This window comes from Buchnera aphidicola str. Ua (Uroleucon ambrosiae) (assembly GCF_000225465.1).
Classification (GTDB): domain Bacteria; phylum Pseudomonadota; class Gammaproteobacteria; order Enterobacterales; family Enterobacteriaceae; genus Buchnera; species Buchnera aphidicola_B.
In genome coordinates this window covers 60,096-82,583 of record NC_017259.1, presented here as the reverse complement: position 1 = coordinate 82,583, position 22,488 = coordinate 60,096, and the positions used below count along the sequence as shown (strand labels likewise).

General features: G+C 23.2%; 21 protein-coding genes, 3 tRNA genes and 1 pseudogene. 11 read left to right on the top strand and 14 right to left on the bottom strand.

The window, feature by feature from the left end; translation table 11 throughout:
• Positions 1-59: 59 nt before the first annotated feature.
• The 9 genes and pseudogenes from fliO to fliF form a co-directional block, all read right to left on the bottom strand.
• Positions 60-284: pseudogene (gene fliO, locus BUAMB_RS03090) on the bottom strand (flagellar biosynthetic protein FliO); the annotation flags it as partial.
• A gap of 86 nt (positions 285-370) precedes the next feature.
• Positions 371-760, bottom strand: a complete 390-nt coding sequence (gene fliN / locus BUAMB_RS00385) for a flagellar motor switch protein FliN (protein ID WP_014499807.1) — start codon at positions 758-760, stop codon at positions 371-373.
• A gap of 10 nt (positions 761-770) precedes the next feature.
• Positions 771-1,700: a FliM/FliN family flagellar motor switch protein gene (locus tag BUAMB_RS00380; protein ID WP_014499806.1), complete on the bottom strand. Its 930-nt coding sequence runs from the start codon at positions 1,698-1,700 to the stop codon at positions 771-773.
• A 115-nt stretch (positions 1,701-1,815) separates the two neighbouring features.
• Entirely contained in the window at positions 1,816-2,991 is a 1,176-nt protein-coding gene (locus BUAMB_RS03040; protein WP_050793202.1) for a flagellar hook-length control protein FliK, read from the bottom strand.
• The gene (locus BUAMB_RS00370; protein WP_158306988.1) at positions 2,957-3,385 is read right to left on the bottom strand and encodes a flagellar export protein FliJ; all 429 of its coding nucleotides are present in this window, start codon (positions 3,383-3,385) and stop codon (positions 2,957-2,959) included. The genes BUAMB_RS03040 and BUAMB_RS00370 overlap by 35 nt, the downstream gene beginning before the upstream one ends.
• A 99-nt stretch (positions 3,386-3,484) precedes the next feature.
• On the bottom strand, positions 3,485-4,888 hold the full coding sequence (locus BUAMB_RS00365) for a FliI/YscN family ATPase (protein ID WP_044035031.1): 1,404 nt from the start codon (positions 4,886-4,888) through the stop codon (positions 3,485-3,487).
• Complete coding sequence (locus BUAMB_RS00360; RefSeq protein ID WP_014499802.1) at positions 4,846-5,496, bottom strand: flagellar assembly protein FliH; 651 nt, start codon at positions 5,494-5,496, stop codon at positions 4,846-4,848. Before BUAMB_RS00360 ends, BUAMB_RS00365 begins: the two co-directional genes overlap by 43 nt.
• Positions 5,489-6,484: a flagellar motor switch protein FliG gene (fliG, locus tag BUAMB_RS00355; RefSeq protein WP_014499801.1), complete on the bottom strand. Its 996-nt coding sequence runs from the start codon at positions 6,482-6,484 to the stop codon at positions 5,489-5,491. Before fliG ends, BUAMB_RS00360 begins: the two co-directional genes overlap by 8 nt.
• Positions 6,481-8,127 (bottom strand): flagellar basal-body MS-ring/collar protein FliF, encoded by a 1,647-nt coding sequence (gene fliF, locus BUAMB_RS00350; protein ID WP_014499800.1) that lies wholly within the window; start codon positions 8,125-8,127, stop codon positions 6,481-6,483. The genes fliG and fliF overlap by 4 nt, the downstream gene beginning before the upstream one ends.
• Positions 8,128-8,348: 221 nt before the next feature.
• Between fliF and fliE the strand changes: the two genes are divergently transcribed.
• A complete protein-coding gene (fliE, locus tag BUAMB_RS00345) occupies positions 8,349-8,669 on the top strand; it encodes a flagellar hook-basal body complex protein FliE (protein WP_226988378.1) in 321 nt (106 codons plus the stop codon).
• An 84-nt stretch (positions 8,670-8,753) separates the two neighbouring features.
• Here the strand turns inward: fliE and BUAMB_RS00340 are convergent.
• A tRNA-Ala gene (locus BUAMB_RS00340) sits at positions 8,754-8,826 on the bottom strand.
• A gap of 151 nt (positions 8,827-8,977) precedes the next feature.
• Positions 8,978-10,381: a glutamate--tRNA ligase gene (gltX, locus tag BUAMB_RS00335; RefSeq protein WP_014499798.1), complete on the bottom strand. Its 1,404-nt coding sequence runs from the start codon at positions 10,379-10,381 to the stop codon at positions 8,978-8,980.
• 211 nt (positions 10,382-10,592) lie between these two features.
• Between gltX and BUAMB_RS00330 the strand changes: the two genes are divergently transcribed.
• Both BUAMB_RS00330 and BUAMB_RS00325 read left to right on the top strand, forming a co-directional pair.
• Positions 10,593-10,668, top strand: a tRNA-Val gene (locus BUAMB_RS00330).
• A 64-nt stretch (positions 10,669-10,732) separates the two neighbouring features.
• Positions 10,733-10,805 (top strand) — tRNA-Lys (locus tag BUAMB_RS00325).
• Between the two features lie 11 nt (positions 10,806-10,816).
• On the opposite strand, the gene ligA is transcribed toward BUAMB_RS00325, so the two are convergent.
• Positions 10,817-12,853, bottom strand: coding sequence for an NAD-dependent DNA ligase LigA (gene ligA / locus BUAMB_RS00320; protein WP_014499797.1), 2,037 nt, complete (start codon positions 12,851-12,853; stop codon positions 10,817-10,819).
• A gap of 166 nt (positions 12,854-13,019) precedes the next feature.
• Here ligA and cysK point away from each other — a divergent pair, with 166 nt between their 5' ends.
• From cysK to BUAMB_RS00295, 5 genes are all read left to right on the top strand, one after another.
• Positions 13,020-13,964: a cysteine synthase A gene (gene cysK / locus BUAMB_RS00315; protein WP_014499796.1), complete on the top strand. Its 945-nt coding sequence runs from the start codon at positions 13,020-13,022 to the stop codon at positions 13,962-13,964.
• Positions 13,965-14,127: 163 nt separating this feature from the next.
• The gene (locus BUAMB_RS00310) at positions 14,128-14,385 is read left to right on the top strand and encodes an HPr family phosphocarrier protein (RefSeq protein ID WP_014499795.1); all 258 of its coding nucleotides are present in this window, start codon (positions 14,128-14,130) and stop codon (positions 14,383-14,385) included.
• A 147-nt stretch (positions 14,386-14,532) separates the two neighbouring features.
• Positions 14,533-16,254: a phosphoenolpyruvate-protein phosphotransferase PtsI gene (gene ptsI / locus BUAMB_RS00305; protein ID WP_014499794.1), complete on the top strand. Its 1,722-nt coding sequence runs from the start codon at positions 14,533-14,535 to the stop codon at positions 16,252-16,254.
• 7 nt (positions 16,255-16,261) lie between these two features.
• Positions 16,262-16,765: a PTS glucose transporter subunit IIA gene (crr, locus tag BUAMB_RS00300; RefSeq protein ID WP_014499793.1), complete on the top strand. Its 504-nt coding sequence runs from the start codon at positions 16,262-16,264 to the stop codon at positions 16,763-16,765.
• Positions 16,766-16,870: 105 nt separating this feature from the next.
• Positions 16,871-17,668, top strand: a complete 798-nt coding sequence (locus BUAMB_RS00295; protein WP_014499792.1) for an undecaprenyl-diphosphate phosphatase — start codon at positions 16,871-16,873, stop codon at positions 17,666-17,668.
• A gap of 1 nt (position 17,669) precedes the next feature.
• On the opposite strand, the gene BUAMB_RS00290 is transcribed toward BUAMB_RS00295, so the two are convergent.
• A complete protein-coding gene (locus BUAMB_RS00290) occupies positions 17,670-18,929 on the bottom strand; it encodes a tRNA CCA-pyrophosphorylase (RefSeq protein WP_014499791.1) in 1,260 nt (419 codons plus the stop codon).
• Positions 18,930-19,166: 237 nt separating this feature from the next.
• Between BUAMB_RS00290 and rfaE1 the strand changes: the two genes are divergently transcribed.
• Entirely contained in the window at positions 19,167-20,120 is a 954-nt protein-coding gene (rfaE1, locus tag BUAMB_RS00285; RefSeq protein ID WP_014499790.1) for a D-glycero-beta-D-manno-heptose-7-phosphate kinase, read from the top strand.
• Between the two features lie 272 nt (positions 20,121-20,392).
• Entirely contained in the window at positions 20,393-21,037 is a 645-nt protein-coding gene (gene ribB, locus BUAMB_RS00280) for a 3,4-dihydroxy-2-butanone-4-phosphate synthase (RefSeq protein ID WP_014499789.1), read from the top strand.
• On the opposite strand, the gene tsaD is transcribed toward ribB, so the two are convergent.
• Positions 21,018-22,028, bottom strand: coding sequence for a tRNA (adenosine(37)-N6)-threonylcarbamoyltransferase complex transferase subunit TsaD (gene tsaD / locus BUAMB_RS00275; RefSeq protein ID WP_014499788.1), 1,011 nt, complete (start codon positions 22,026-22,028; stop codon positions 21,018-21,020). The two genes, ribB and tsaD, sit on opposite strands and share 20 nt — an antisense overlap.
• A 188-nt stretch (positions 22,029-22,216) precedes the next feature.
• Between tsaD and rpsU the strand changes: the two genes are divergently transcribed.
• Positions 22,217-22,432, top strand: a complete 216-nt coding sequence (gene rpsU / locus BUAMB_RS00270) for a 30S ribosomal protein S21 (protein WP_011053591.1) — start codon at positions 22,217-22,219, stop codon at positions 22,430-22,432.
• The last annotated feature ends 56 nt before the right edge of the window (positions 22,433-22,488 follow it).

Below are 22,488 nucleotides of genomic sequence, written 5' to 3'. Positions count from 1 at the left end.
AATAAAATATTATCTATTTTTTTTATTGGTTCATCTTGTAAAGATGTTTTTGTCATAATTGTTGAAAAAGTATATAAATGAGTAATATTGTGTGTTGTTACACCTAAAATTAATTTTACATCTTTAATTTTAACAAGAATAATAGATTCATGAGGACCCACAGATAATCTATCTAATATTGTCATATAAGACATCATATTATTAATTTTAAAAAAAGAAATTTTTTTTAAAAGCCAAGTTAAAATGAGTATTAATAATATGATGACAGATAACGAACTAAACATTTGAAAAAATTGTTCATTATTAAATATCTCATGAACATGATTTAATGATGATTCAATAGAAGAGTTGTTTTTCATAAAATTTAATTTTAAGATGAAATATCTATATTGTTTAAATAACTTTTTATATTTGTAATACGAATACCATATTTTTGATCTAAAACAACAATTTCTCCAGATGCAATTAAATAATCATTAATAAATATATCTAATGGCTCTTGTACGGATTTATTTAAAACTAATACGTTTCCTTGAGATAATTTAAGAAAATCTTTAATTTTTATTTTAGATTTTCCTAATTCAATAGTAATTGTTACTAATGTATTAAGTACAAGATTTTTTGATGTAATTAATTTTTCAGAATCATTTAATTCTTTTTCATGAGAGAAATCTTGATTTATTAATTCAGTTTCTAATGTTTTTTGTTCAGATGTAGTAGTAATGTTTTGATTTTTAGAGTGTTTTAGTGTGTTGCTCATTTACGCCTTCCTATTCTTGATTTAACTCTAAATCATTATTAATAAATTTTTCTATAAAAATAATAGATTGTTTATTAAAACTTTTATAATTACCAAAAAATATAGGTTGATTCTCTATATATCCTATAATTTTATCAGGTTGGTTAATTGGTAAAATATCACCTACTGATAAATGATGAAATTTATCTTTTGATATTTTCATAGAAATCATGCGAGCAATAATATTTAATTCTACATTTTCTATATCTTTCAGAGAAAAGTTATTTGTTTTTTTATGTATATTATTATCATCATTTATTAACATGTTTTTATTTACATTTATTTTTGAAATTATTGATTCAGGAATTAATATATCAAAAGAAAATTCTATATTATTAATTTTAAAATTAAAATTATTAATTAAAAACATCATATTTAAATCGATATGATGTGTTGTATTATTAAAAAATATTTTTTTATCAATAAAATTAATTTCCTTACAAAAATTTTTTTGATAAATATTCGAAAGAAAATTAGTAATAAATGTAATAATTTTTTTATTAATAAATAAATCAGTATCTGTTATTTCTTGAGTATTTTTTATTTTTGTTGAAAAAGTCCCCGCACCTCCAAATAAAAAATCTAATGTGACTGATAAAAAATTATTATAAAAAATGATAAAAGATTTATTTTGATAAGGAGATATTTCTATTAAATTATAACATTTAACATTTTTTTTAATTATATTTTGAAAATTATAAGAATCTATTTTAAAATTATACTCAATTAATTCAATTTTATTTTTAATGAAATGAGAAAAAAAATCAACGAAATGATTAACAAAACAATCATTAATATTTTCAAATATTTGAATTGCATCTTCTTGTAAAAATTTATGTAAATTATTGTCTCTTTGATAAACTTTTTTCAGTTGATCATTAAAATTATGACTTTTCCCCATTTATATACCTCACAGGTAAAAGTTAATCAAACGTAATCTATAAACAAAAATAAATGCTGATACATTACAAGGTTTTTATTAAAACTATTTTTCTTGAAAAGATATATAAAAATTATTATACATACCAATCTGTTTTCTCTGTTCTCTTAGATTTTATAAAATTGATTTCTTTTTCATATATATTTATTTTTTTTTCAAATTTATCAATATCATTAATATATTTTTTAGAGCAAGTTTTGTAATTATTATTTGTATAATGTTTAAATGAGCTGAATATATTACATTTTTTTAATTTAATACCTTGCTTTTTCAGCTCATTAGATAAAAAAGGCACACATTCATTTAATAACATTCTCACTTTATTATGTGTTGAAACAAATTGTAATATAATATTATCATTTTTCATATTAATTATAATATTTATTGATCCTAATGATTCAGGTTTTAAATTTATTTTAACTTGACTATAATTTTTAGAAATTAATGAAAGTATTTTTTGATTAATTGAATTTTTCCATTCGATAAAATTATTAGAACTTTTTAAAACTATTTTTTGTATATTTAATGATTCAAATTCTTCTTGATTTAATATATTGGATTTATATTGATTATTAATTATAGTAGAAAATTTATTATCTATGTTAGATCTTTCTAAATTATTTTGAGCAATTTTAAAATCTAATGCTAAAGCTATTTTTTTATTGTCATGAATGATATTAATTTTTTCTTTACAAAATTTTATTTTTTTTTGAAGATCTTGAGATCTAATTTTAGAAAACTGTAAATTTTTTACTTTATTTATATTATTTAATTTATATGTTTGATTATTTTGTTTTATATTATTTTTATATTGATTTTTGTTTTCTTGAATTTGATGCGATAATTTTTTTTTTAAAAATATTTTACGATATTCTTTTATTTGTTTTATTTTACGTATATTTTTTAAAAAAGAATTGAACTGTATAGAATTATTATCATTCTTTATATCTATTGTTTTTTTTTTTATGTTTTTATCTTTGATCATTTTTAATTCTGTAGAATTATATGAAATTTCATTTTTATTAAACATATTTAGTAAATTATTCAATATATAATTAAAATTAAAATATATAATATTTTTATCATTGTATTTTTTTTCTTCTGCTAATATCGTATTCAATTTGATTTCTTTTTTTAATGCAGATACATTATATATATTAAAAATAGAAGTAAATACATCTAATTTATTAAGTGAATACAAAAAATTATTATTTTCATTAATCGTATTGTTCTGAAATATTATGTGATTCATTATTTCCGACATTAAAATAAGCATCCTTTTTAAGAAATTTTAGTTGAGTATAATTATCATTAATGCTCTGTTCTTTAATGGTTTTTATTTTTAATATACGTTGTTTATTTATTGCATTTAAATATGTCCAAGTTTTTAAATTAATATGATTTTTAGTTAAATTTTCTATACTCTCTTTAATAATTTTTGTATCATTTTCAATCACACATAAATTTTCTTGGATAATGTGATCTAACATAACAATAAAACTTTGATAATTTATTAAACAATGCACACTAATACCTGATATCATTTCTGCATGCATTTTTTTTATATATTCTTTTTTATAACTAGTTAAGATTTCTAATTGATTTAATGTTTTATTTTTTTTTAAATAGATATTTTGAATCTTCATCATTTTTTTTTTATTTTATTATTTTCTATTTTTTCTAAGATAGCAAAAATATTGTTTTTATCTTTCATTTTGTTAAATATCCAAAATATTATTGAAGTTTTAAAGAAATATTTCATTTAAATCTTTACAAGAAGCATCATAATTATGTTTTTCTGATATTTTTTGTTGCAAAAATTTTTCTAATTTTGGCCAAATTTTAATAGCATGATCTAAAATCATATCAGTTCCATGAACATAAGCTCCAATATTAATTAAATCTCTGTTTCTTTGAAATGCCGAAACTAATTTTTTAAAATAAGATGCTTGCTTATACTGTTTTGAATCAATAATATTAGGCATTACTCGACTAATAGAAGATTCAATATCAATTGCAGGATAATGACCTGCATCAGCATAATAACGAGATAATATGATATGTCCATCTAATATAGAACGTGCTAAATGTGCAACTGGATCTTGTTCATCTTCACCTTCATTTAAAATTGTATAAAATGAAGTAATTGAACCTTTTTTGTTATTAACCATCCCAGTAGATTCAACTAAACTTGAAATTTTTGAAAATAAAGATGCTGGATAACCTTTAGCAACTGGTAATTCACCTAATGATAATGAAATCTCCCTTTGAGCCATTGCATAACGAGTTAAAGAATCAATAATTAATAAAACATTTTGATTTTTTTTAAAAAAATATTCTGCAATATTAGCTGCATAAGATGCAGATTTTATTTTTAAAATAGGTGAAAAATCTGCAGGAGCAGCAATAATTACTGATCTCGATAAACCTTTAGTACCTAACGTGTTTTTTATAAAATCTTTTACTTCTCGACCCCGTTCTCCAATTAAACCAATCACAATAACATCAGCTTTTGTATATTTTGCTATCATTCCAAGTAAAATGCTTTTACCAATACCAGAACTAGAAAAAATTCCTATTTTTTGACCTTTTCCAATAGTTAAAAGCGCATTAATTGAACGTATTCCAGTATCTAATACCTCAGTAATTGATGTTCTATTTAATGGATTAATAATCTTTTTTTCTATTGTAGAATAATATTTATAATCTATTTTAGGTAACTGATCTAACGGATTACCTCGAGCATCTAATACTCTTCCTAATAATTTAGTAGTTAATGGTATTTTTTTTAAAGAATAGTTTTTATGATTTCCTAATTTTAAAAAAATACGAGCTCCAGGTAATACACCGCTAATATCTTCAGAGGCTAATAAAAACGTTTTTTTTCCTGAAAAACCTATGATTTCAGCTATAATATCTCTTCTTTTTGATTCTATTATACGTTCTATAAAACATTCTGAACCTATAGAACTATTTAATCCGAAAGCTTCTAAAACTAATCCATTAATACTTATAAGTCGACCATAATTCAAAATATTAGATAGTTGGTCAATCTGATTTCCAAAAGAAGAAAGCTTTTTTAATAATTTAGAAAATCTTAAATTCATTAATATTCCTCTGAAAATATAAGACGATATAATTCTTGCCATCTAGCATTAACTGTAGCATCGATATAACTATGTTCTGATGTAACTTTACAACTATTTAAGTCAATACTATTATCATATTCGAATGTCCATTGATAATTCTTGATAAATTGTTTAAATGTATTTTCTATTAATATCTTATTATCTGGATGCACGATAAGTTTAGGATTTTTTAAAAAAGAACCATGTTCATTAATGATTTTTTGAATGTAATTAATTAACATGGCTTGATCAATATCAATTTTCTTTCCAATAATATAAGACGAAATTTTTAAAACAATGTTCAATAATTCAGAATATAATTGATGTTCAAAATTAGAAATATCATTTTCAAAAGATAAGCATAAATTATTTAATTTTTGCGTGATAATATCATGAGCTAATTGACCTTCTAAAAATCCTTTTTTAAAAGCTTTTTCATATATTTCTATGTTTGTTTCGTCAATGTTTGATTCTTTCTCTATATTATTTTCATTATTTTGAACACAAAAATCTTCTTGTTTAATTTTATAAAAATCAAACAACATTATTTTATTATTTTCAATATTTTTTAAAAATACTTCTTGTGGAGACCACGTTACCCATGTTTTTTTTAAGTTTAAATTAGACATAATACTCTCTTAAATTTTCTAATAAAAGATCTCCATTTTTTAGAATATTGTGAATCATAATTAAAATAAGTTTTTGTTCATTTTTTATAGACACACTAGAAATATAAGATTTTTTATCTAATTTTTGAGAAAGTTGTCTTGATTCTATATCAGACATATTCTTGAAAAATTTTTCTTTAATAGCTAATGTAGTATTTTTTAACGCAATATATAATTTTTCCTTTTCTAAATTTTGAATCACAATTTTAATATATTTGTCATCTAAATCTACTATATTTTCAAATAAAAACATTTCATTTATAATTGATTTTGCTAATTTTTCATTCAATTTACTGATTATTTTTATAGTTTCTTTTTCCTTTTTTATTTCCATTTGATTTAAAATTTTAACAGCAGTTTTTACCCCTCCTTTTTCTGATAAAATTAATTTTTTATTATCTATTAAATTTTTCATGACTTTATTAATCTGAATCAAAAGATCATCTTTAATTCCATGAAATTCTGTAATTCTTAATATAATTTCAGCACGTTTTTCATTATTAAAAAAAGAAAGAATTTTAGCTGATTGATGTTGATTTAAAAACACAAGTATTGTAGTAATAATTTGTGGATGTTCATTTTTTAATAAAAAAGCTATTGTTTTTGCATCCATATTATTAAGCGTTTTAATAGATATCTTAGCATTACGTGCTTCTAATACTTCTTTTAAAAGAGAAGTTCCTGCTTTTTCTCCTAATGCTTCAGTTAATATTTTACAAATATATTCATCACTATTGTTGTAATTAAAAGTGTTATTTTTTATAGCAAGATTATAACATTCTGCAAGAATTTCCTGCAATTTTTTATTAGAAACGCTCTTAATATTAATCATCGAAATAATTAATTCTTGCACTTCAACAGGAGTCAAGTTTTTTAATATTTCTCCTGCTTGCTTAGCTCCTATTGTCATTAATAATAATGCACTTTTCTCAGTACCATTTAAAATCATATTTTATCACTCATCCATTCACGAATAATTAATGCGATAGTACGTGGATTTTGATTAGATATATTACCAATCTGATGAATTAACTTGTCTAAGTTATTATTTTTTTGTATATCAAATTGAAACATATCTTGTTCTAAATCATTAGTTTTTTTTATATTTTTGTTTTCTTCAGAAATGCTTATGTTTTTAAAATCATTTTTTTTAGAATCAGGGAAAATATATTTTTTTAATAAAAATATTAAAAATAAAAATGAAAAAATCCATGGTGCAAAAACAAAAAAATGATCTGTGGATTCAACTTTTTGAACATGATTTACTTGTACTGGAAATTTATTTTTATGCTTAAAAAATGATGCATTCACAATTTGAATACTATCTCCTCTCAATGCAGAATATCCTATTACTTCACGAGTTAATTTTTCAAAATTTTTTATTTTTTCTGGCGTAAAAGGTATTGTTTTACCATTTTCATCTTTAATAAAATTAACAATTACTGCTGCTGATAATCTTTTTATCTCTCCAATATTCATTTTAGTATGTAAAATACTATGATTTAATTCATAATTTATTGTATTATCTCGAGTCACTGTTTTATCAACAGGTGTATGTTCATTTTTAACATTATTACTTTTAGAATTTAATTCTTTTTTATTATGTGTCTCCTGATTAAAACCTAAATTATTATTAGAATTAGAAAAAGCATTAGGTACATCGACTTTTTTTGTCTGATCATGCACACTTGTTTGATGAGATCTTATAGCTTGATTTTTATGATTAGTATTTGGTGAATATTGTTCTTGTGTTTTTTCTTGTGCATTAAAATCAATTTGCGCTGTAACTTCAGCGTAAACATTACCTTTTCCGACTAATGGTTCTAAAATATTTTTTATTCTATTTATATAACGGTTTTCAATATCTTTAGTATATTTCAATTTTATATTATTTTCTTGATCATATTCAAAAGAACTTTGATTTAACAATGTACCTAATTGATCTACTATAGTAATATTTTTTATTGGTAAATTAGATACACTATTAGATATCAAATGTAATATAGCATTAATTTGTCCTGCATTTAATTTATACCCTATTTGAAGTTCGACAATAACTGAAGCAGATGATGATTTTTTATTTTGTAAAAATAATGATGATTCAGGAAAAGTTATATGTATTCTAGCATTTTTTATAACTTGAATTCTTTGTATAGTTCTAGCTAATTCTCCTTCTAAAGCTCGTTGATAATTTATTTTTTCATGAAATTGACTAATCCCAAATTTTGATTGATCTAATAATTCAAAACCTACTCCTCTATTTTTAGGAAGATTATTTTCTGCCAGATGCAAACGAGCTTCATAAATTTTATTTTTAGGAACAGATATTTGACCTGCAATATCAGTAAACTGATAAGGCATTTGAATTTTATTTAACTCATTAATAATAGCTCCACTATCTTCATTAGACAAATTATTATATAAAACTTCATAATCAGGAGATTTAATCCATATTGAAACAGAGACAGCAGTAATTACGGTAGCTGTTAATAAAATAATTAAAATACGAGAATTTTTTAAAAATCGAGATGCAAAATTACTAAATTTGTTTTTCTTTTTTAAAAACGAATCTTCTATAGTGCTAAAATTCATGAAATCTTCCTATCTAAATAGTTAGTCCTAAATATAATTTAATAAAAATGAAATAATTAACTGACTATTTCAAAAGTGAATATAAATACAAAATATTTTTATAAAATAAATACTTTTAAAAATACTATTTAATAATATATCAAAAAAGATATTTTTTTTGATATCTTTCAAGAGATATTATGATAATATTTCAAGAACAAGTATAAATAAAGTATTAACATATGAGGAAGACCATGTTTATTAATAATATAAATAATCAAGATATTAAAAAAATTACATTTAATTGGCTTGAAACAAGTTCAAGCAAAAAAGCAGAAAATGACTACTTTTTCAAAAACATGAAAAGGGCTTTAAAAGAAGTAAGTGATACTCAACGTAATGCAAAAACTGATAATGAAGAATTTGTACTAAATAAACCGCATATATCTCTTAATGATATCATGATTGATTTAGACAAATCTTATATTGCTACACAAATAGCTGTCCAAGTAAGAAATAAATTCGTATCAGCTTATCAAGAGATAATGAATCAACAGGTTTAATTAATATATAATTTTTTATACTGTGCTTATAAAATAGCACAGTATTAAAAAATTTATTTTTTTAAAAAATTTACAAGAATTTCTTGGAGCTAAGCGGAATCGAACCGCTGACATCTTGCATGCCATGCAAGCGCTCTACCAAATGAGCTATAGCCCCAAAATGTTACAATATAAAAACAGGTGAATTCTGTCAATATTATTTTCTAAATTTATATATTTCAAACTTGGTTTATGAAGCATCATCTTACTTATATTTAGTATTGTTATCATCATAGACAATTATTTTTAAAAAGATATTGATCAACTTTTTACATATTTTTTATATAGTTCATAGCTTTTTGTGTTCTTAATAACGTTTTTTGTTTTCCAATCAAATAAATTACAGAACTTATACTTGGAGTATGCAAATTACCTGTAACAACAAAACGTAATATTATATTTATTTCTTTACTTTCTAAATTCGTTTTTTTTGCTATATCATTAATGATAATTAATATATATTTATTTTTCCAATAAGATAAATTGTTTATTTTTTCATAAAATATTTCTAAAATAAAATAATTTTCTACTATTAAATATTTTTTAGCTATTTTAAAATCAAAAATAATACACTCTTCATAAAAACATCGAAAAGATTCCATCATTTCTTTTAAAGTACAATGACGACCTTGAAATAATTCTAATAAAGCTTTTAAATCAGGACCATTAGCAATATTAATATCTTTTTTTTGCATATAATTATTAAGTAATTGAGCAATATGATTTAATGATAAATTATTAATATAATATTTATTTATCCATAAAAGTTTTTTAGTATTTATAATACTAGCAGATTTACTAATAGATTTTAAGTTAAATAATTTTATCATATCTTCTCTATTAAAAATTTCTTGATTACCATGAGACCAACCTAATCTTATAATATAATTTAATAACGCTTCAGGTAAAAAACCATTTTGATAGTATTCTAATATATTTAAAGCATTGTTTCTTTTAGAAAATTTTTGTCCTGATTCATCTAAAATCATAGATAAATGTGCATAAATAGGTATTTTAAAACCTAAAGATTTGAACACATTAATTTGACGTGGTGTATTATTAATATGATCTTCTCCACGAATAATATGGGTAATTTTCATATCTACATCATCTATTACAACGCAAAAATTATAAGTGGGCATACCATTTGAACGTTGAATAATAAAATCATCTAATTCTGTATTTTTAAAAATAATTTTGCCTCTAACTTGATCTGTAAATATAACTTCACCAACAAGTGGATTTTTAAATCGTATGACATAATTTTTATTGAATATATCCTTAATTTTTAAATTGCGACAAATGCCAGGATAACGTGGTTTTAATCCTTCTTGAATTTGTTGCTTCTTTATTTCTAATAATTTTTCAGATGAACAAATACATACGTATGCATCTTCTTTTTCTAACATCATAGAAATAACTTCTTTATATCTATTTAATCTATTAGTTTGAAAATAAGGCCCTTCGTCCCAATTTAAACCTAACCATTTTAATCCCTTTAAAATAGAATTAACTGAAATGGAATCCAAACGATTAAGATCAGTATCTTCTATACGAAGTATAAATTTTCCATTATGATGTCTTGCAAATAACCAAGAATATAAAGCAGTACGAAGACTACCAATATGTAAATTTCCAGTAGGACTAGGTGCAAAACGAGTTTTAATTATCATAAATACCTTATAGAATTCATATTGATTTTAAAAATTTTAGAAAAACATAAAAAATTTCTTTAAATATTAGATTTTTTTAATATACTTTTAAAAAAGAATATAATTTAATTATTGTGATTAAATTTACAACAAATAAATATTTTTTTTAAAAAAAAGATTGACTCTATAATTCTCCTAGCTTTACAATAGTCAATAATATATTTTATTAAACAGGTGATTAGCTCAGTTGGTAGAGCTCCTCCTTTACACGGAGGAAGTCGGCGGTTCGAGTCCGTCATCACCTACCAAAATATACTAAAATATATTTTATTAAACTAGTTTAATAAACTAAAAATAGTTAAAAATCTTTTAGGGTCGTTAGCTCAGTTGGTAGAGCAGTTGACTTTTAATCAATTGGTCGCAGGTTCAAATCCTGCACGACCCAAAAATATTTTTTTATATTTTTTTATGATTAAAATTAATAAAATTGTACAAATCTTCTTCATAAATAATTAAAATTTTAAATTTTTTAGCCTGATATAATTTAGAACCAAATTTTTTCCCACAAATTAAAAAATCAATATTTTTAGAGATATGATTTAAAACTTTAGCTCCTAACTGAATTAATAGTTTCTTTAATTCTGTTCTGGAAATATTTTTGAATACACCAGTTAAAACAATTTTTTTATCAAGTAAAAATAAATTTTTATTTTCTATTGAATCAATTTCTTGATGATTCCAAAAAATACCTACTTCATTTATTAACTTATTAACCATCTTACAATTAGAAACTATAGAAAAATAATTATATATATTATGCGCAATAGTCTTTCCTATTCCAGATATTAAACTAATTTTTAAAATATCAGAATACATTAATGCTTCTAAATTCACAAAATGATTGGCAAGTTTTTCAGCAATAACTTCACCTACATTTGATATACCTAAAGAAAAAATAAAACGTTTAAACGTAGTTTTTTTACATGAATGAATTGAAGCAAGTATTTTTAGACTTTTTTTACGTCCAAAATTATTTAATTGCATTAAATTTATTTCTGTGAGATAAAAAAAATCTATAGGATTATTAACATATTTTTTTTGAATTAGTTCATGAATAATTTTTGGACCTAATCCAACAGCATTTAAAGCTTTTTTAGAAAAAAAATGTTCTAAGGCTTTTTCTTTTTGAACTGCACATACCCAGCCAGCATGACAACGAATTATTTTATCTTCTGAATTTTCTAATAATTTATTTTGACATACTGGACAATATTTAGGAAAAACAATTTTTTTCTCATGATTCGAACGTAAAGCTTCTACAACACTTAATATTTTGGGTATAACATCACCTGATCGACAAATTATAATAGAATCATTTATGTGTAAATTTAATCTTTCTATTTCATTTTTATTATGTAATGACGCTTTTCTTATTATAACACCAGATATACATACAGCATCAAAATAAGCGACGGGCGTAATTGCACCTGTTCTTCCAACTTGAAATTTAACATCTTTTAATAATGTAATTTTTTCTGCAGATACAAACTTCAATGCTATAGCCCATCTTGGGAACTTTGTATTACATCCTAATTTTTTTTGTAATTCTATCGAATTTACTTTAATAACAATACCATCTATATCAAAATCGAGAATACGTCTTTTTTCTTCAAATTTCTTATAAAAATCAAAAATATCATTATTATTTATACAAACTATAATATCTGGATTAACTGGTAAACCCCAATATTCACACTTCATAAGTCTTTCATAATGAGTAGTCAATGTTTGAGTTAGATCTGGAAAAAAAATACACATGTAACATGTAAACATTAATTTTCTTTCAAATATTATTTTTGAATCAATATGACGTAATGAACCGGCTGCTGCATTTCGAGGATTAGAAAAACATTTATTTGAATTTTTTTTATATTCTTTATTTAATTTTATAAAATCAGATTTTAACATAAATATTTCACCTCGAACTTCTAATCGTTCAGGTATATCAGAACCAGTTAATTTTAAAGGTATTGATTGAATCATTCGAACGTTATGAGTAACATTTTCACCTTTTAAACCATCGCCTCGAGTTACAGCTCGTACTAATATTCCTCTTTCATAAATTATACTAATAGCTATACCATCTATTTTAAGTTCACAACAAAAAATAATTTTTTTATTAATGCCAATAGATTTTTTAATTTTTTTCTTAAAATTTAAATATCCATTTATATCAAATGTATTTTCTAAAGATAACATAGGAGAGAAATGTTGGTTTTTTTTAAATCTGGATAATAAATTAGCGCCAACTTTTTGTGTAGGTGAATCTAAAGTAATTAATTCTTTGTTTTCTAATTCTAAATTATATAATTTTTCTAATAAATAATCATATTCTGCATCAGAAATAATTGGTTGATCTAAAGTATGATAAAAATATTCATATTGTAAAATATTTTTTTTTAATTTATTAATTTTTTTTTTTAAAGATGTCATAAATTTATTATAAAAATAATTAAAATGTAATAAATTATCTCAAAAATTATAAATTAATAATATTAGTATTTTAAAATATTTTTTATATTATAATTTTTACTTATAATAAATTTGAAATTTTTGAAAATTATAAAATAAGTATAATTAAACAAAAACAAGGAATCATATGAGTAAAATATATCAAGATAATTCTTTTACTATTGGTAATACGCCATTAGTTCGTTTAAGAACAATAGGAAAAGGAAATATTTTAGTAAAAATAGAATCAAGAAACCCAAGTTTTAGTGTGAAATGTAGAATTGGTGCTAATATGATATGGGCCGCAGAACACAATGGAACACTAAATAAAAATATAGAATTAATAGAAGCGACAAGCGGAAACACAGGAATCGCCTTAGCTTATGTTGCTGCTTCAAGAAATTATAAGTTAACTCTAATTATGCCTGATACAATGTCTATTGAAAGAAGAAAATTGCTAACAGCACTAGGAGCAAAATTAATACTAACAGATGGAAAATACGGAATGAAACAAGCTGTTTCTCAAGCTAATGAGATAGCTTTGTCTAATCAAAAAAAATATCTTTTATTAAAACAATTTGAAAATCCTGCTAATCCTCAAATTCACGAAAAAACTACTGGACCAGAAATTTGGCTTGATACTGAAGGGAAGGTAGATATTTTAATTTCTGCTGTAGGTACAGGAGGTACTATTACAGGAATCACAAGATATATAAAAATTACTAAAAAAAAGAAAGATTTTATTAGTATTGCTGTTGAACCTTCTGAATCACCCGTAATTACACAATTTTTAAAAGGGGAAGAAATACAACCTGGACCACATAAAATACAAGGTATTGGTGCTGGATTTATTCCTAAAAATTTAGACTTAACATTAATTGATAAAGTCGTTACTGTTTCTAGTCAAGAATCAATCATAATGGCTAAAAAATTAATGAAAAAAGAAGGAATACTAGCAGGAATTTCTTCTGGTGCTGCTTTATGTGCAGCTATAAAAATACAAAAACAAAAAATATTTTCGAATAAAAAAATAGTTGTGATTTTACCATCTTCAGGAGAACGTTATTTAAGTACAGAATTATTTTCTAATTAAATTCAAATCATCAACTAAATTATTATAATAACTATTATAAAATAAAAATTCTTAACAATCTTATTTTTTTGTTATAAAAAATATATTTTATGTTTTACAAAAAAATAAAAAATTTAAACAATATTAAAAAATTATTTCACATAATATTATTAAGGGAAAAGAAATGGTTAAAAATGAAGTGAAAATCACTGCTCCACATGGATTGCATACTCGTCCAGCTGCGCAATTTGTAAAAGAAGCAAAAAAATTTATTTCTGAAATTTCTATTATTTATAATGGTAAATCAGTAAATGCAAAAAGTTTATTCAAAATTCAAACATTAGGTTTAATTCAAGGTAGCTTAATTACACTTTTAGCTGAAGGTGAAGATGAAAAAAAAGCTATTGAACATTTATCTGCAATAATGACAGAACTAGAATAATATATAATTAAAACATATTTATAAATTTTCTAATAATATTAGATGTAATGCGCATATTTCTTCTAATAAATTTATAAAAGTATATATTTGCCTGACACGTCATTTGTTATTGCTGAATAGACAAAATTTATTATTAAAGGTAATGTTATGATTTCAGGCATTTTAGCATCACCGGGTATAGCTTTTGGAAAAGCTCTTTTGTTAAAAGAAGAAAAAATTGTTATTAACCGGAATTTAATTAATATTAATAATATTAAACAAGAAATAGAAAAATTCTTTATAGGTAGAAAAAAATCAATACAACAATTAACAGACATTAAAATTAAGACTAGAAAACAATTAGGCGAACAAAAAGAGAGTATTTTTGAAGGGCATATCATGCTCTTAGAAGATGAAGAATTAGAACAAGAAATAATATTTTTGATCAAAGAAAAAAAAATATCTGCTGCAGCTGCTACCGAAATGATTATTGAAGGACAAGCTCAAGCATTAGAAAAACTCAAAGACGAATATTTAAAAAATAGAGCAATTGATGTAAGAGATATCGGAAATCGTTTATTAAAAAATATACTTAACCTTAATATTATTGATTTAAATAATATTAATAAAAAAGTGATTTTAATCGCACGAGATTTAACTCCATCTGAAACAGCACAAATTAATCTTAAATATATTTTAGGATTTATTACTGACTTAGGAGGTAAAACCTCACATACATCTATTATGGCAAGATCTTTAGAAATTCCTGCGATTGTAGGAACAGGAAACATTACAAAGTTAGTAAAAAATAATGATAATATTATTTTAGATTCTATTAATAATAAAATTTTTATTAATCCATCTAATGAACTAATTGATCAAAAAAAAACAATACAAGAAAATTATTTATTAAAAAAAAATCAATTAATAATTTTAAAGAATTTACATGCTACTACTATCGATGGTCATAGTGTGAAAATTGGTTCTAATATTGGTAATCTTAAAGAAATTCATTCTGCAAAAAAATATGGCGCAGAATGTATTGGTTTATATCGTACTGAATTTTTGTTTATGGGTCGCAATTCTTTACCTACTGAAAACGAACAATTTATAGCATATAAAACAATTGCAGAATTAATGCAAAATAAATCTGTAATCATTAGAACTCTAGATATTGGAGGTGATAAAGATTTACCTTATATGAACTTACCAAAAGAAGAAAATCCTTTTTTAGGATGGCGCGCTATACGTATTTCAATAGATCGTAAAGAGATATTACATACACAATTAAATGCGATTCTTCGAGCTTCTGCATTTGGTAAAATACATATTTTATTTCCTATGATAATATCTGTAGAAGAAATTAAATTATTAAAATTAGAGATTATAAAATTACAAACTCAATTAAATAAAAATAAAATATTATTTGATAAAAATATTAAAATTGGCATTATGATAGAAACTCCATCTTCAGCTATTATCGCAGAACATTTAATTAAAGAAGTAGATTTTTTTAGTATTGGTACTAATGATCTAACACAATACACTTTAGCTGTTGATAGAGGAAATAAATTAATTTCACATCTTTATAATCCTATGCATCCAGCTGTTTTAAAACTCATTCAAAAAGTTATAAATATTTCACATGCACATGGAAAATGGACTGGTATGTGCGGAGAACTTGCGGGAGATGAACGTGCTACTGTTCTTTTATTAGGATTGGGATTAGATGAATTTAGTATGAGCTCAATAAGCATTCCAAAAATTAAAAAAATTATTCGAAAAATATCTTTTAATCAAGCTCAAGAATTAGCAAAAAAAGCATTAACATTATCAACAACTAAGGAAATACTCAATTTATTAGAAATGTTTATTAATTATAAAAGGTAGAAAAAAAATGAGTTTCTTTTCTGATTTTTTTAATAGTAAAAAAAGCAATTTTTCTAAAAAAATAGAAATTTTTGCACCTTTATCAGGTGATATTATAAAACTAGAAGATATACCAGATCCTGTTTTTTCTAAAAAAATTGTAGGTGACGGAATTGCTATTAAACCATCGGGAAATCAGATACTTGCACCAGTGAATGGAACTATTGGTAAAATATTTGAAAGTAAACATGCTTTTTCAATTATTTCAGAAGATAATGTAGAATTGTTTGTCCATTTTGGTATTGATACAGTTCAATTAAAAGGAGAAGGATTTAAAACAAAAGCTAAGGATAACCAAAAAGTAAAAATAGGAGATGAAATTATTACATTTGATTTAGATTTTTTAAAAAATAATGCTAAGTCTGTTTTCACTCCTGTTATAATATCTAATATGGAAAATTTTAAAAAAATAGAAAAGTCATCTGGTACCATTATTGCTGGGAAAACAATTATTATATCTTTATACAATTAATTTTGAATATAAAAAAACGGTGCTGTTATTTAGTACCGTTTTATTATTTTATATAAATATTACAATTATAATACTATTGATATCAAATATTTTCACAGGAAAAAAATGCTTAATTTATATCAAGTTATTACTTCAATTATTATCGGTATAATAGAAGGAATTACAGAATTTCTTCCTATTTCTTCGACAGGACATATGATTATTGCTTCTCATTATTTACAAATAGAAAATAACAAAATAAAAATATTAGAAATATTTATCCAATTTGGTTCTACATTATCTACATTATATTTTTTTCGACATACAATTTTTAATATAATCAAACACACAAAAACAAAAAAAAAAACAAAAAATATACATATTATTTTATCAATTTTACCAACAATATTATTTGGATTGATATTTTATCATCAAATTAAACAATTATTTTATCTAGAAAATGTTATATTTTCATTAATATTAGGTGGAATATTTTTAATATTTTCTGAAATATTTCAACCTAAAAAACATACAATAGATCATATTAAAAATATTAGTTTACGACAAGCAATTATCATTGGATTATTTCAAATTTTTTCTTTATATCCTGGTTTTTCAAGATCTGGATCTACTATAGCAACTGCTATTCTATTAGGTATCAAAAAATCAGTTGCAATAGAATTTTCTTTTATAATATCTATTCCATTATTAATAGGAGCATCTTTTTTTGAATTATTAAATAATATAGCGAATATTAAAATATCAGATATTCCAATATTGTTTATAGGATGCTTAATTTCTTTTTTAGTTTCTTTTCTGTGTATTAGATGTCTATTAAAAATATTAAATAAAACATCGCTAATATTTTTTGGAATATATCGTTTGATAATATCTGGATTAATTTATTTTGTTATAAAAAATTAATTTAAAAAATTTTAACTTTAAAAAAATATACTTTATTTATTTTATAGCGCCAAAGTTCTAATTTTTTAATTCTTAAACGCATTAATTCTTCTTTAATTTGAGATCCTTGGAAATCTTTTTTTAAAATAGATTGAACAGAAATATTTCTTACGATAGAAAAACATTGTTTTAAAAATAATCCTGGCAGAATATCAGAATTTTGTGTTTCTAATTGATACAAAAAATTAAAATTAGTTAAAATTGCTATTTTTTCAACACGTTCAGGTTTTCTCCAAGCATCAATTTTTGAAAAAAAATTTATAATACTTTCAGTTTTTTGATAATAAATTGTATTTAAAAAATAATAAAAACCTGTATGTAATACTGCTATTTCTCTAATATAAGACGGAATATGAAAACGTTTACATATATTAAGTACAATTGAAGCGGAAGATACATCAAAAAAAATATTTGAAAATTTTTTATATATACTATTATACACTGATATAAATTGACATAAACAAGCAAAACGAATATCAATATCTTTATATTCCATTGATATTTTCGCTAACCTCATTAATACTGAATATTGATTATATAATGGTTTAAAATAATTAAAGTCTAAAAAAAAATTTTTTTCATATATAAATTGTATACTTGGAAAAAAAAAATGTAATGCATTACATTGATATAATACTTGAAAATATACATGAGGATGAGATGTTTTAAAAGCCTTTTCTGTTTCATTCCATATTCTATTAGCAGTTAAATATAATAATTCTTTTTTTTTCACTATAGTTTGCATTAAAATCATAGTTTCTTTTGCAATGGTAAAGCCTAAATGAACTAATGATGCAGCAAATCTAGCTGTACGCAAAACTCGAAGAGGATCCTCTATAAAAGATTCTGATACATGTCGTATCAGTCTACATTTAATATCTTTTTTCCCTTCAAAAGGATCAATATAATTACCATATTCATCTTGAGCAATAGCATTCATGGTTAAATCTCGTCTGATTAAATCATCTTCTAGAGTAATATTAGAATTATAATCAGTATCAAAACCAGTGTATCCTTTTCCAGATTTTCGTTCTTTTCTTGCTAAAGCATATTCTTCATTTGTTTCTGGATGTAAAAAAACTGGAAAATCTTTTCCAACTTGTCGAAATTTTTTTTCTAATAATAGTTTTTCTGTTCCACCTACTATTACCCAATCTTTATCTTTAACAGGTAAATTTAATAATGAATCACGAACTGCTCCTCCTACTAAATATATCTTCATATTTAAGATCTCACACTAAAATAATCAAAATTTATTCTATAAAAAATAAAAATCAATTACTGTAATAATTATTTTTTATTTTAAATAATTAAATATTGTAATAAGATAACAGATAATATATAAAAAATTATCTTATTAATTTCAATTGTCAATTTAAATATTAATTACACTATATCTTATTAAGAATAATATTACATTTTGATATTTAAAATAATATTTATTTATAAAGAGCAAATTATGAAAAAAAAATTAATTAATTTTAATAATTCACTTATTCTAGTTGTTGGAGATCTAATATTAGACTGCTATTGGTATAGTAAAAATCATTGTAAGCTACTCGAAAATAATACTCCAATAATACCCATTAAAAAAATTAAAGAACAACCAGGAGGTGCTGCTAATGTAGCTAAAAATATTGCAGAAATTGGAGGTTTTTGTAAAATCATTGGATTTATTGGTATGGACTATGAAGGATTAATATTAAAAAGATTACTGAATCATATTAAAATTTATTATGACTTAATTTCTATCAAAAATAATAAAACTATTACTAAAATTAGAATTTTATCAGACGAAAAACAATTACTGAGAGTAGATTTACAAGAACAATATTTTACTAATGATATAGATATTTTACATCAAAAAATTCTTGATTCATTATCAAAATATAAAATTTTAGTATTATCAGATTATGCAAAAGGAACCTTAAAAAATATAAAACAAATAATTCATTTTACAAAAAAAATGTCTATTCCTATACTGATAGATCCGAAGGGTTTAAATTTTGATAAATATTCTGGAGCTAGTTTATTAACTCCAAATCTTTCTGAATTTGAAAAAATAGTTGGAAAATGTCATCAAGAAAATGATATTTTAGAAAAAGGAAAACAATTATTATCTAAACTTAAATTATCAGCATTGCTTGTTACACGATCTAAAAATGGAATGACTTTATTTCAAAAACAAAAAAAGCCTATACATTTTCCAGCAAGTTCTAAAAAAGCTTACGATGTAATTGGAGCAGGAGATACAGTAATTGCAATTATTGCTACCGCTTTAGCATCAGGTTATTCTTTAGAAGAGGCATGTTTTTATGCTAATCTTAGTGCTGGTATAGTTATAAAAAAAATTGGTACTGAAACAATAACTATTAACGAATTAAATATGGTTTTAAATCGTCAACTGAAATAAAAAATACTTTATATTTAATAATTTTTTAAAAAATTTTATCAATCATATATATTATGAATCAAAATGATTACATTAAAAGATTTTCATAATAAAAATAAAATATTATTAAACTAAAGTTTTCTACATTGCTCTTGCACTGCATTCAATATATAATATATAAATTTTAAGTGTCAGAAAATTATCTATATTTAAAAAATAAAATAATAACTTAAATAAAATATAATCAATACAATTTTATTTGTTAATAATTTAACTTTATTAAGGTTGTTATAATGAATCGAATACTCCCATCTAAATTTGGAACATCTATAGAGCGAGTTCAAAAATCAATATTAGCTTTACAATCTGGTCAGGGAATTATTATATTAGACGATGAAACTCGTGAAAATGAAGGAGATCTAGTTTTTGCATGCGAAAACATGACAGTAGAACAAATGGCATTAACTATTCGATATGGTAGTGGTATAGTATGTCTATGTATTACTGAATCTAAACGTCAACAACTTAATTTACCTATGATGGTAAAAAAAAATACTAGTCTATATCGTACGGGTTTTACAGTAACAATCGAAGCTTCAAAAGGTATTTCTACTGGCGTATCAGCTCAAGATAGATTAACTACTATCCAAACTGCTATTGCTGATAATGCCAAACCTGACGATTTAAATAGACCAGGACATGTTTTTCCATTAAGAGCTAATCATGGAGGTGTTTTATCAAGAGCAGGACATACAGAAGCTGCTATAGAAATTGTTTCCTTAGCAGGTTTTAAACCTTCTGGAGTAATTTGTGAATTAACAAACAAAGATGGTACTATGGCCCGTACACCTGATATTGTTAAATTTGCTGAATATAAAAATATGCAAATATTAACCATAAAAGATTTAATTTTTTATATCACAAACATAAATCACTAATAGACCATTTTGGTTTGACTAATATTTCTAATTGAGGATTATTTGCTTCTTTTGCTCTCATATATCCAATTTGTGCAATCATAGCACCATTATCCGTGCAATACTGTAAGTCAGAGAAAAATACTTCTCCATTAAAGTATTTTTGTATCATGTCTTTTGCTTTTTTTCGTAAACAAAAATTTGCACTAACACCACCAGCGATAATTAAACGATTCCATTTTTTTATTTTTAATGCTTTTTTAGTCTTAATTAATAATATATCAATTACCGCATCTTCAAATGCTCTTGCAATATTTGCTTTTTCTTGTATACTTTGATTACACCTTTTAATGACTTGAGCTGCAAAAGTTTTTAAACCAGAAAAACTAAAATTTAAACTAGCATGATGTATCATAGGTCTTGGAAAATATAATATATTTTTAATTCCTTTACGTGCTAAATTCGACAATTCTGGACCACCGGGATATGTTAATCCTAACAATTTTGCAGTTTTATCGAATGCTTCACCAACCGCATCATCTAAACAATTGCCTAATATTTCATATTCACCAAATTTATAAGCCGCAATAATTTCTGTATGTTTTCCTGATACTAATAATCCAATAAATGGAAATTTAATAGATTTGAAATTTAACATTGGTGATAAAAGATGTGCTTCCATATGATTTACAGGTAAAACAGGTATATTTAAAGATAATCCTAATGTACATGCAAATGTTGCTCCTACTAATAACGATCCGACTAAACCAGGTCCTGCAGTATATGCAATTAAATCAATCTCTTGAGAAACATTGTATTTTTTAAAAATTTTTCTTAATAACAAAATTATTGCTTGCATATGTTCTCGAGATGCTAATTCTGGGATAATACCTCCATAAATATTATTTATTTTTTTTTGATTGTATATTTTATTAATTAATAATCCTTTTTTACTATCATAAATCGCTACACCTGTATCATCACAAGATGTTTCAATACCTAATATTTTCATAAATTTGTACCTAATAATTAACGTTTTATAATCAAAATCTCTTTAATACTACTTTAAAAATTAATATTATCTAAACAAATGAATTTTATAAAAAATGATACTTTACAATATCATACTGATTGATATAGGATCTATTATTTAAAATCTTTATAATTTTTTATTTTATTTACAATTGAGGTTAATCTTATATGCCAATAATAAAAGTTCGAGAAAATGAACCATTCGATGTAGCACTGCGTCGATTTAAAAGATCTTGTGAAAAAGCTGGAATATTAGCTGAAATTCGTCGTAGAGAATTTTATGAAAAACCAACTACTGAACGTAAACGTGCTAAAGCTTCCGCTATAAAACGCCTTGCAAAAAAACTAACACGGGAAAATGCAAGACGTATTCGTATGTACTAAATGCATTAAAAGATACATAACTATAAAAACCGTTCTTTTTTTAAGAACGGAAACAA

Excerpts from the sequence above, each read along its gene's own strand:
- fliN (WP_014499807.1), bottom strand. The coding sequence starts at position 760 with ATGAGCAACACACTAAAACACTCTAAAAATCAAAACATTACTACTACA.
- BUAMB_RS00380 (WP_014499806.1), bottom strand. The coding sequence starts at position 1,700 with ATGGGGAAAAGTCATAATTTTAATGATCAACTGAAAAAAGTTTATCAA.
- BUAMB_RS03040 (WP_050793202.1), bottom strand. The coding sequence starts at position 2,991 with ATGAATCACATAATATTTCAGAACAATACGATTAATGAAAATAATAAT.
- BUAMB_RS00370 (WP_158306988.1), bottom strand. The coding sequence starts at position 3,385 with ATGAAGATTCAAAATATCTATTTAAAAAAAAATAAAACATTAAATCAA.
- BUAMB_RS00365 (WP_044035031.1), bottom strand. The coding sequence starts at position 4,888 with ATGGCAAGAATTATATCGTCTTATATTTTCAGAGGAATATTAATGAAT.
- BUAMB_RS00360 (WP_014499802.1), bottom strand. The coding sequence starts at position 5,496 with ATGTCTAATTTAAACTTAAAAAAAACATGGGTAACGTGGTCTCCACAA.
- fliG (WP_014499801.1), bottom strand. The coding sequence starts at position 6,484 with ATGATTTTAAATGGTACTGAGAAAAGTGCATTATTATTAATGACAATA.
- fliF (WP_014499800.1), bottom strand. The coding sequence starts at position 8,127 with ATGAATTTTAGCACTATAGAAGATTCGTTTTTAAAAAAGAAAAACAAA.
- fliE (WP_226988378.1), top strand. The coding sequence starts at position 8,349 with ATGAGGAAGACCATGTTTATTAATAATATAAATAATCAAGATATTAAA.
- gltX (WP_014499798.1), bottom strand. The coding sequence starts at position 10,381 with ATGATAATTAAAACTCGTTTTGCACCTAGTCCTACTGGAAATTTACAT.
- ligA (WP_014499797.1), bottom strand. The coding sequence starts at position 12,853 with ATGACATCTTTAAAAAAAAAAATTAATAAATTAAAAAAAAATATTTTA.
- cysK (WP_014499796.1), top strand. The coding sequence starts at position 13,020 with ATGAGTAAAATATATCAAGATAATTCTTTTACTATTGGTAATACGCCA.
- BUAMB_RS00310 (WP_014499795.1), top strand. The coding sequence starts at position 14,128 with ATGGTTAAAAATGAAGTGAAAATCACTGCTCCACATGGATTGCATACT.
- ptsI (WP_014499794.1), top strand. The coding sequence starts at position 14,533 with ATGATTTCAGGCATTTTAGCATCACCGGGTATAGCTTTTGGAAAAGCT.
- crr (WP_014499793.1), top strand. The coding sequence starts at position 16,262 with ATGAGTTTCTTTTCTGATTTTTTTAATAGTAAAAAAAGCAATTTTTCT.
- BUAMB_RS00295 (WP_014499792.1), top strand. The coding sequence starts at position 16,871 with ATGCTTAATTTATATCAAGTTATTACTTCAATTATTATCGGTATAATA.
- BUAMB_RS00290 (WP_014499791.1), bottom strand. The coding sequence starts at position 18,929 with ATGAAGATATATTTAGTAGGAGGAGCAGTTCGTGATTCATTATTAAAT.
- rfaE1 (WP_014499790.1), top strand. The coding sequence starts at position 19,167 with ATGAAAAAAAAATTAATTAATTTTAATAATTCACTTATTCTAGTTGTT.
- ribB (WP_014499789.1), top strand. The coding sequence starts at position 20,393 with ATGAATCGAATACTCCCATCTAAATTTGGAACATCTATAGAGCGAGTT.
- tsaD (WP_014499788.1), bottom strand. The coding sequence starts at position 22,028 with ATGAAAATATTAGGTATTGAAACATCTTGTGATGATACAGGTGTAGCG.
- rpsU (WP_011053591.1), top strand. The coding sequence starts at position 22,217 with ATGCCAATAATAAAAGTTCGAGAAAATGAACCATTCGATGTAGCACTG.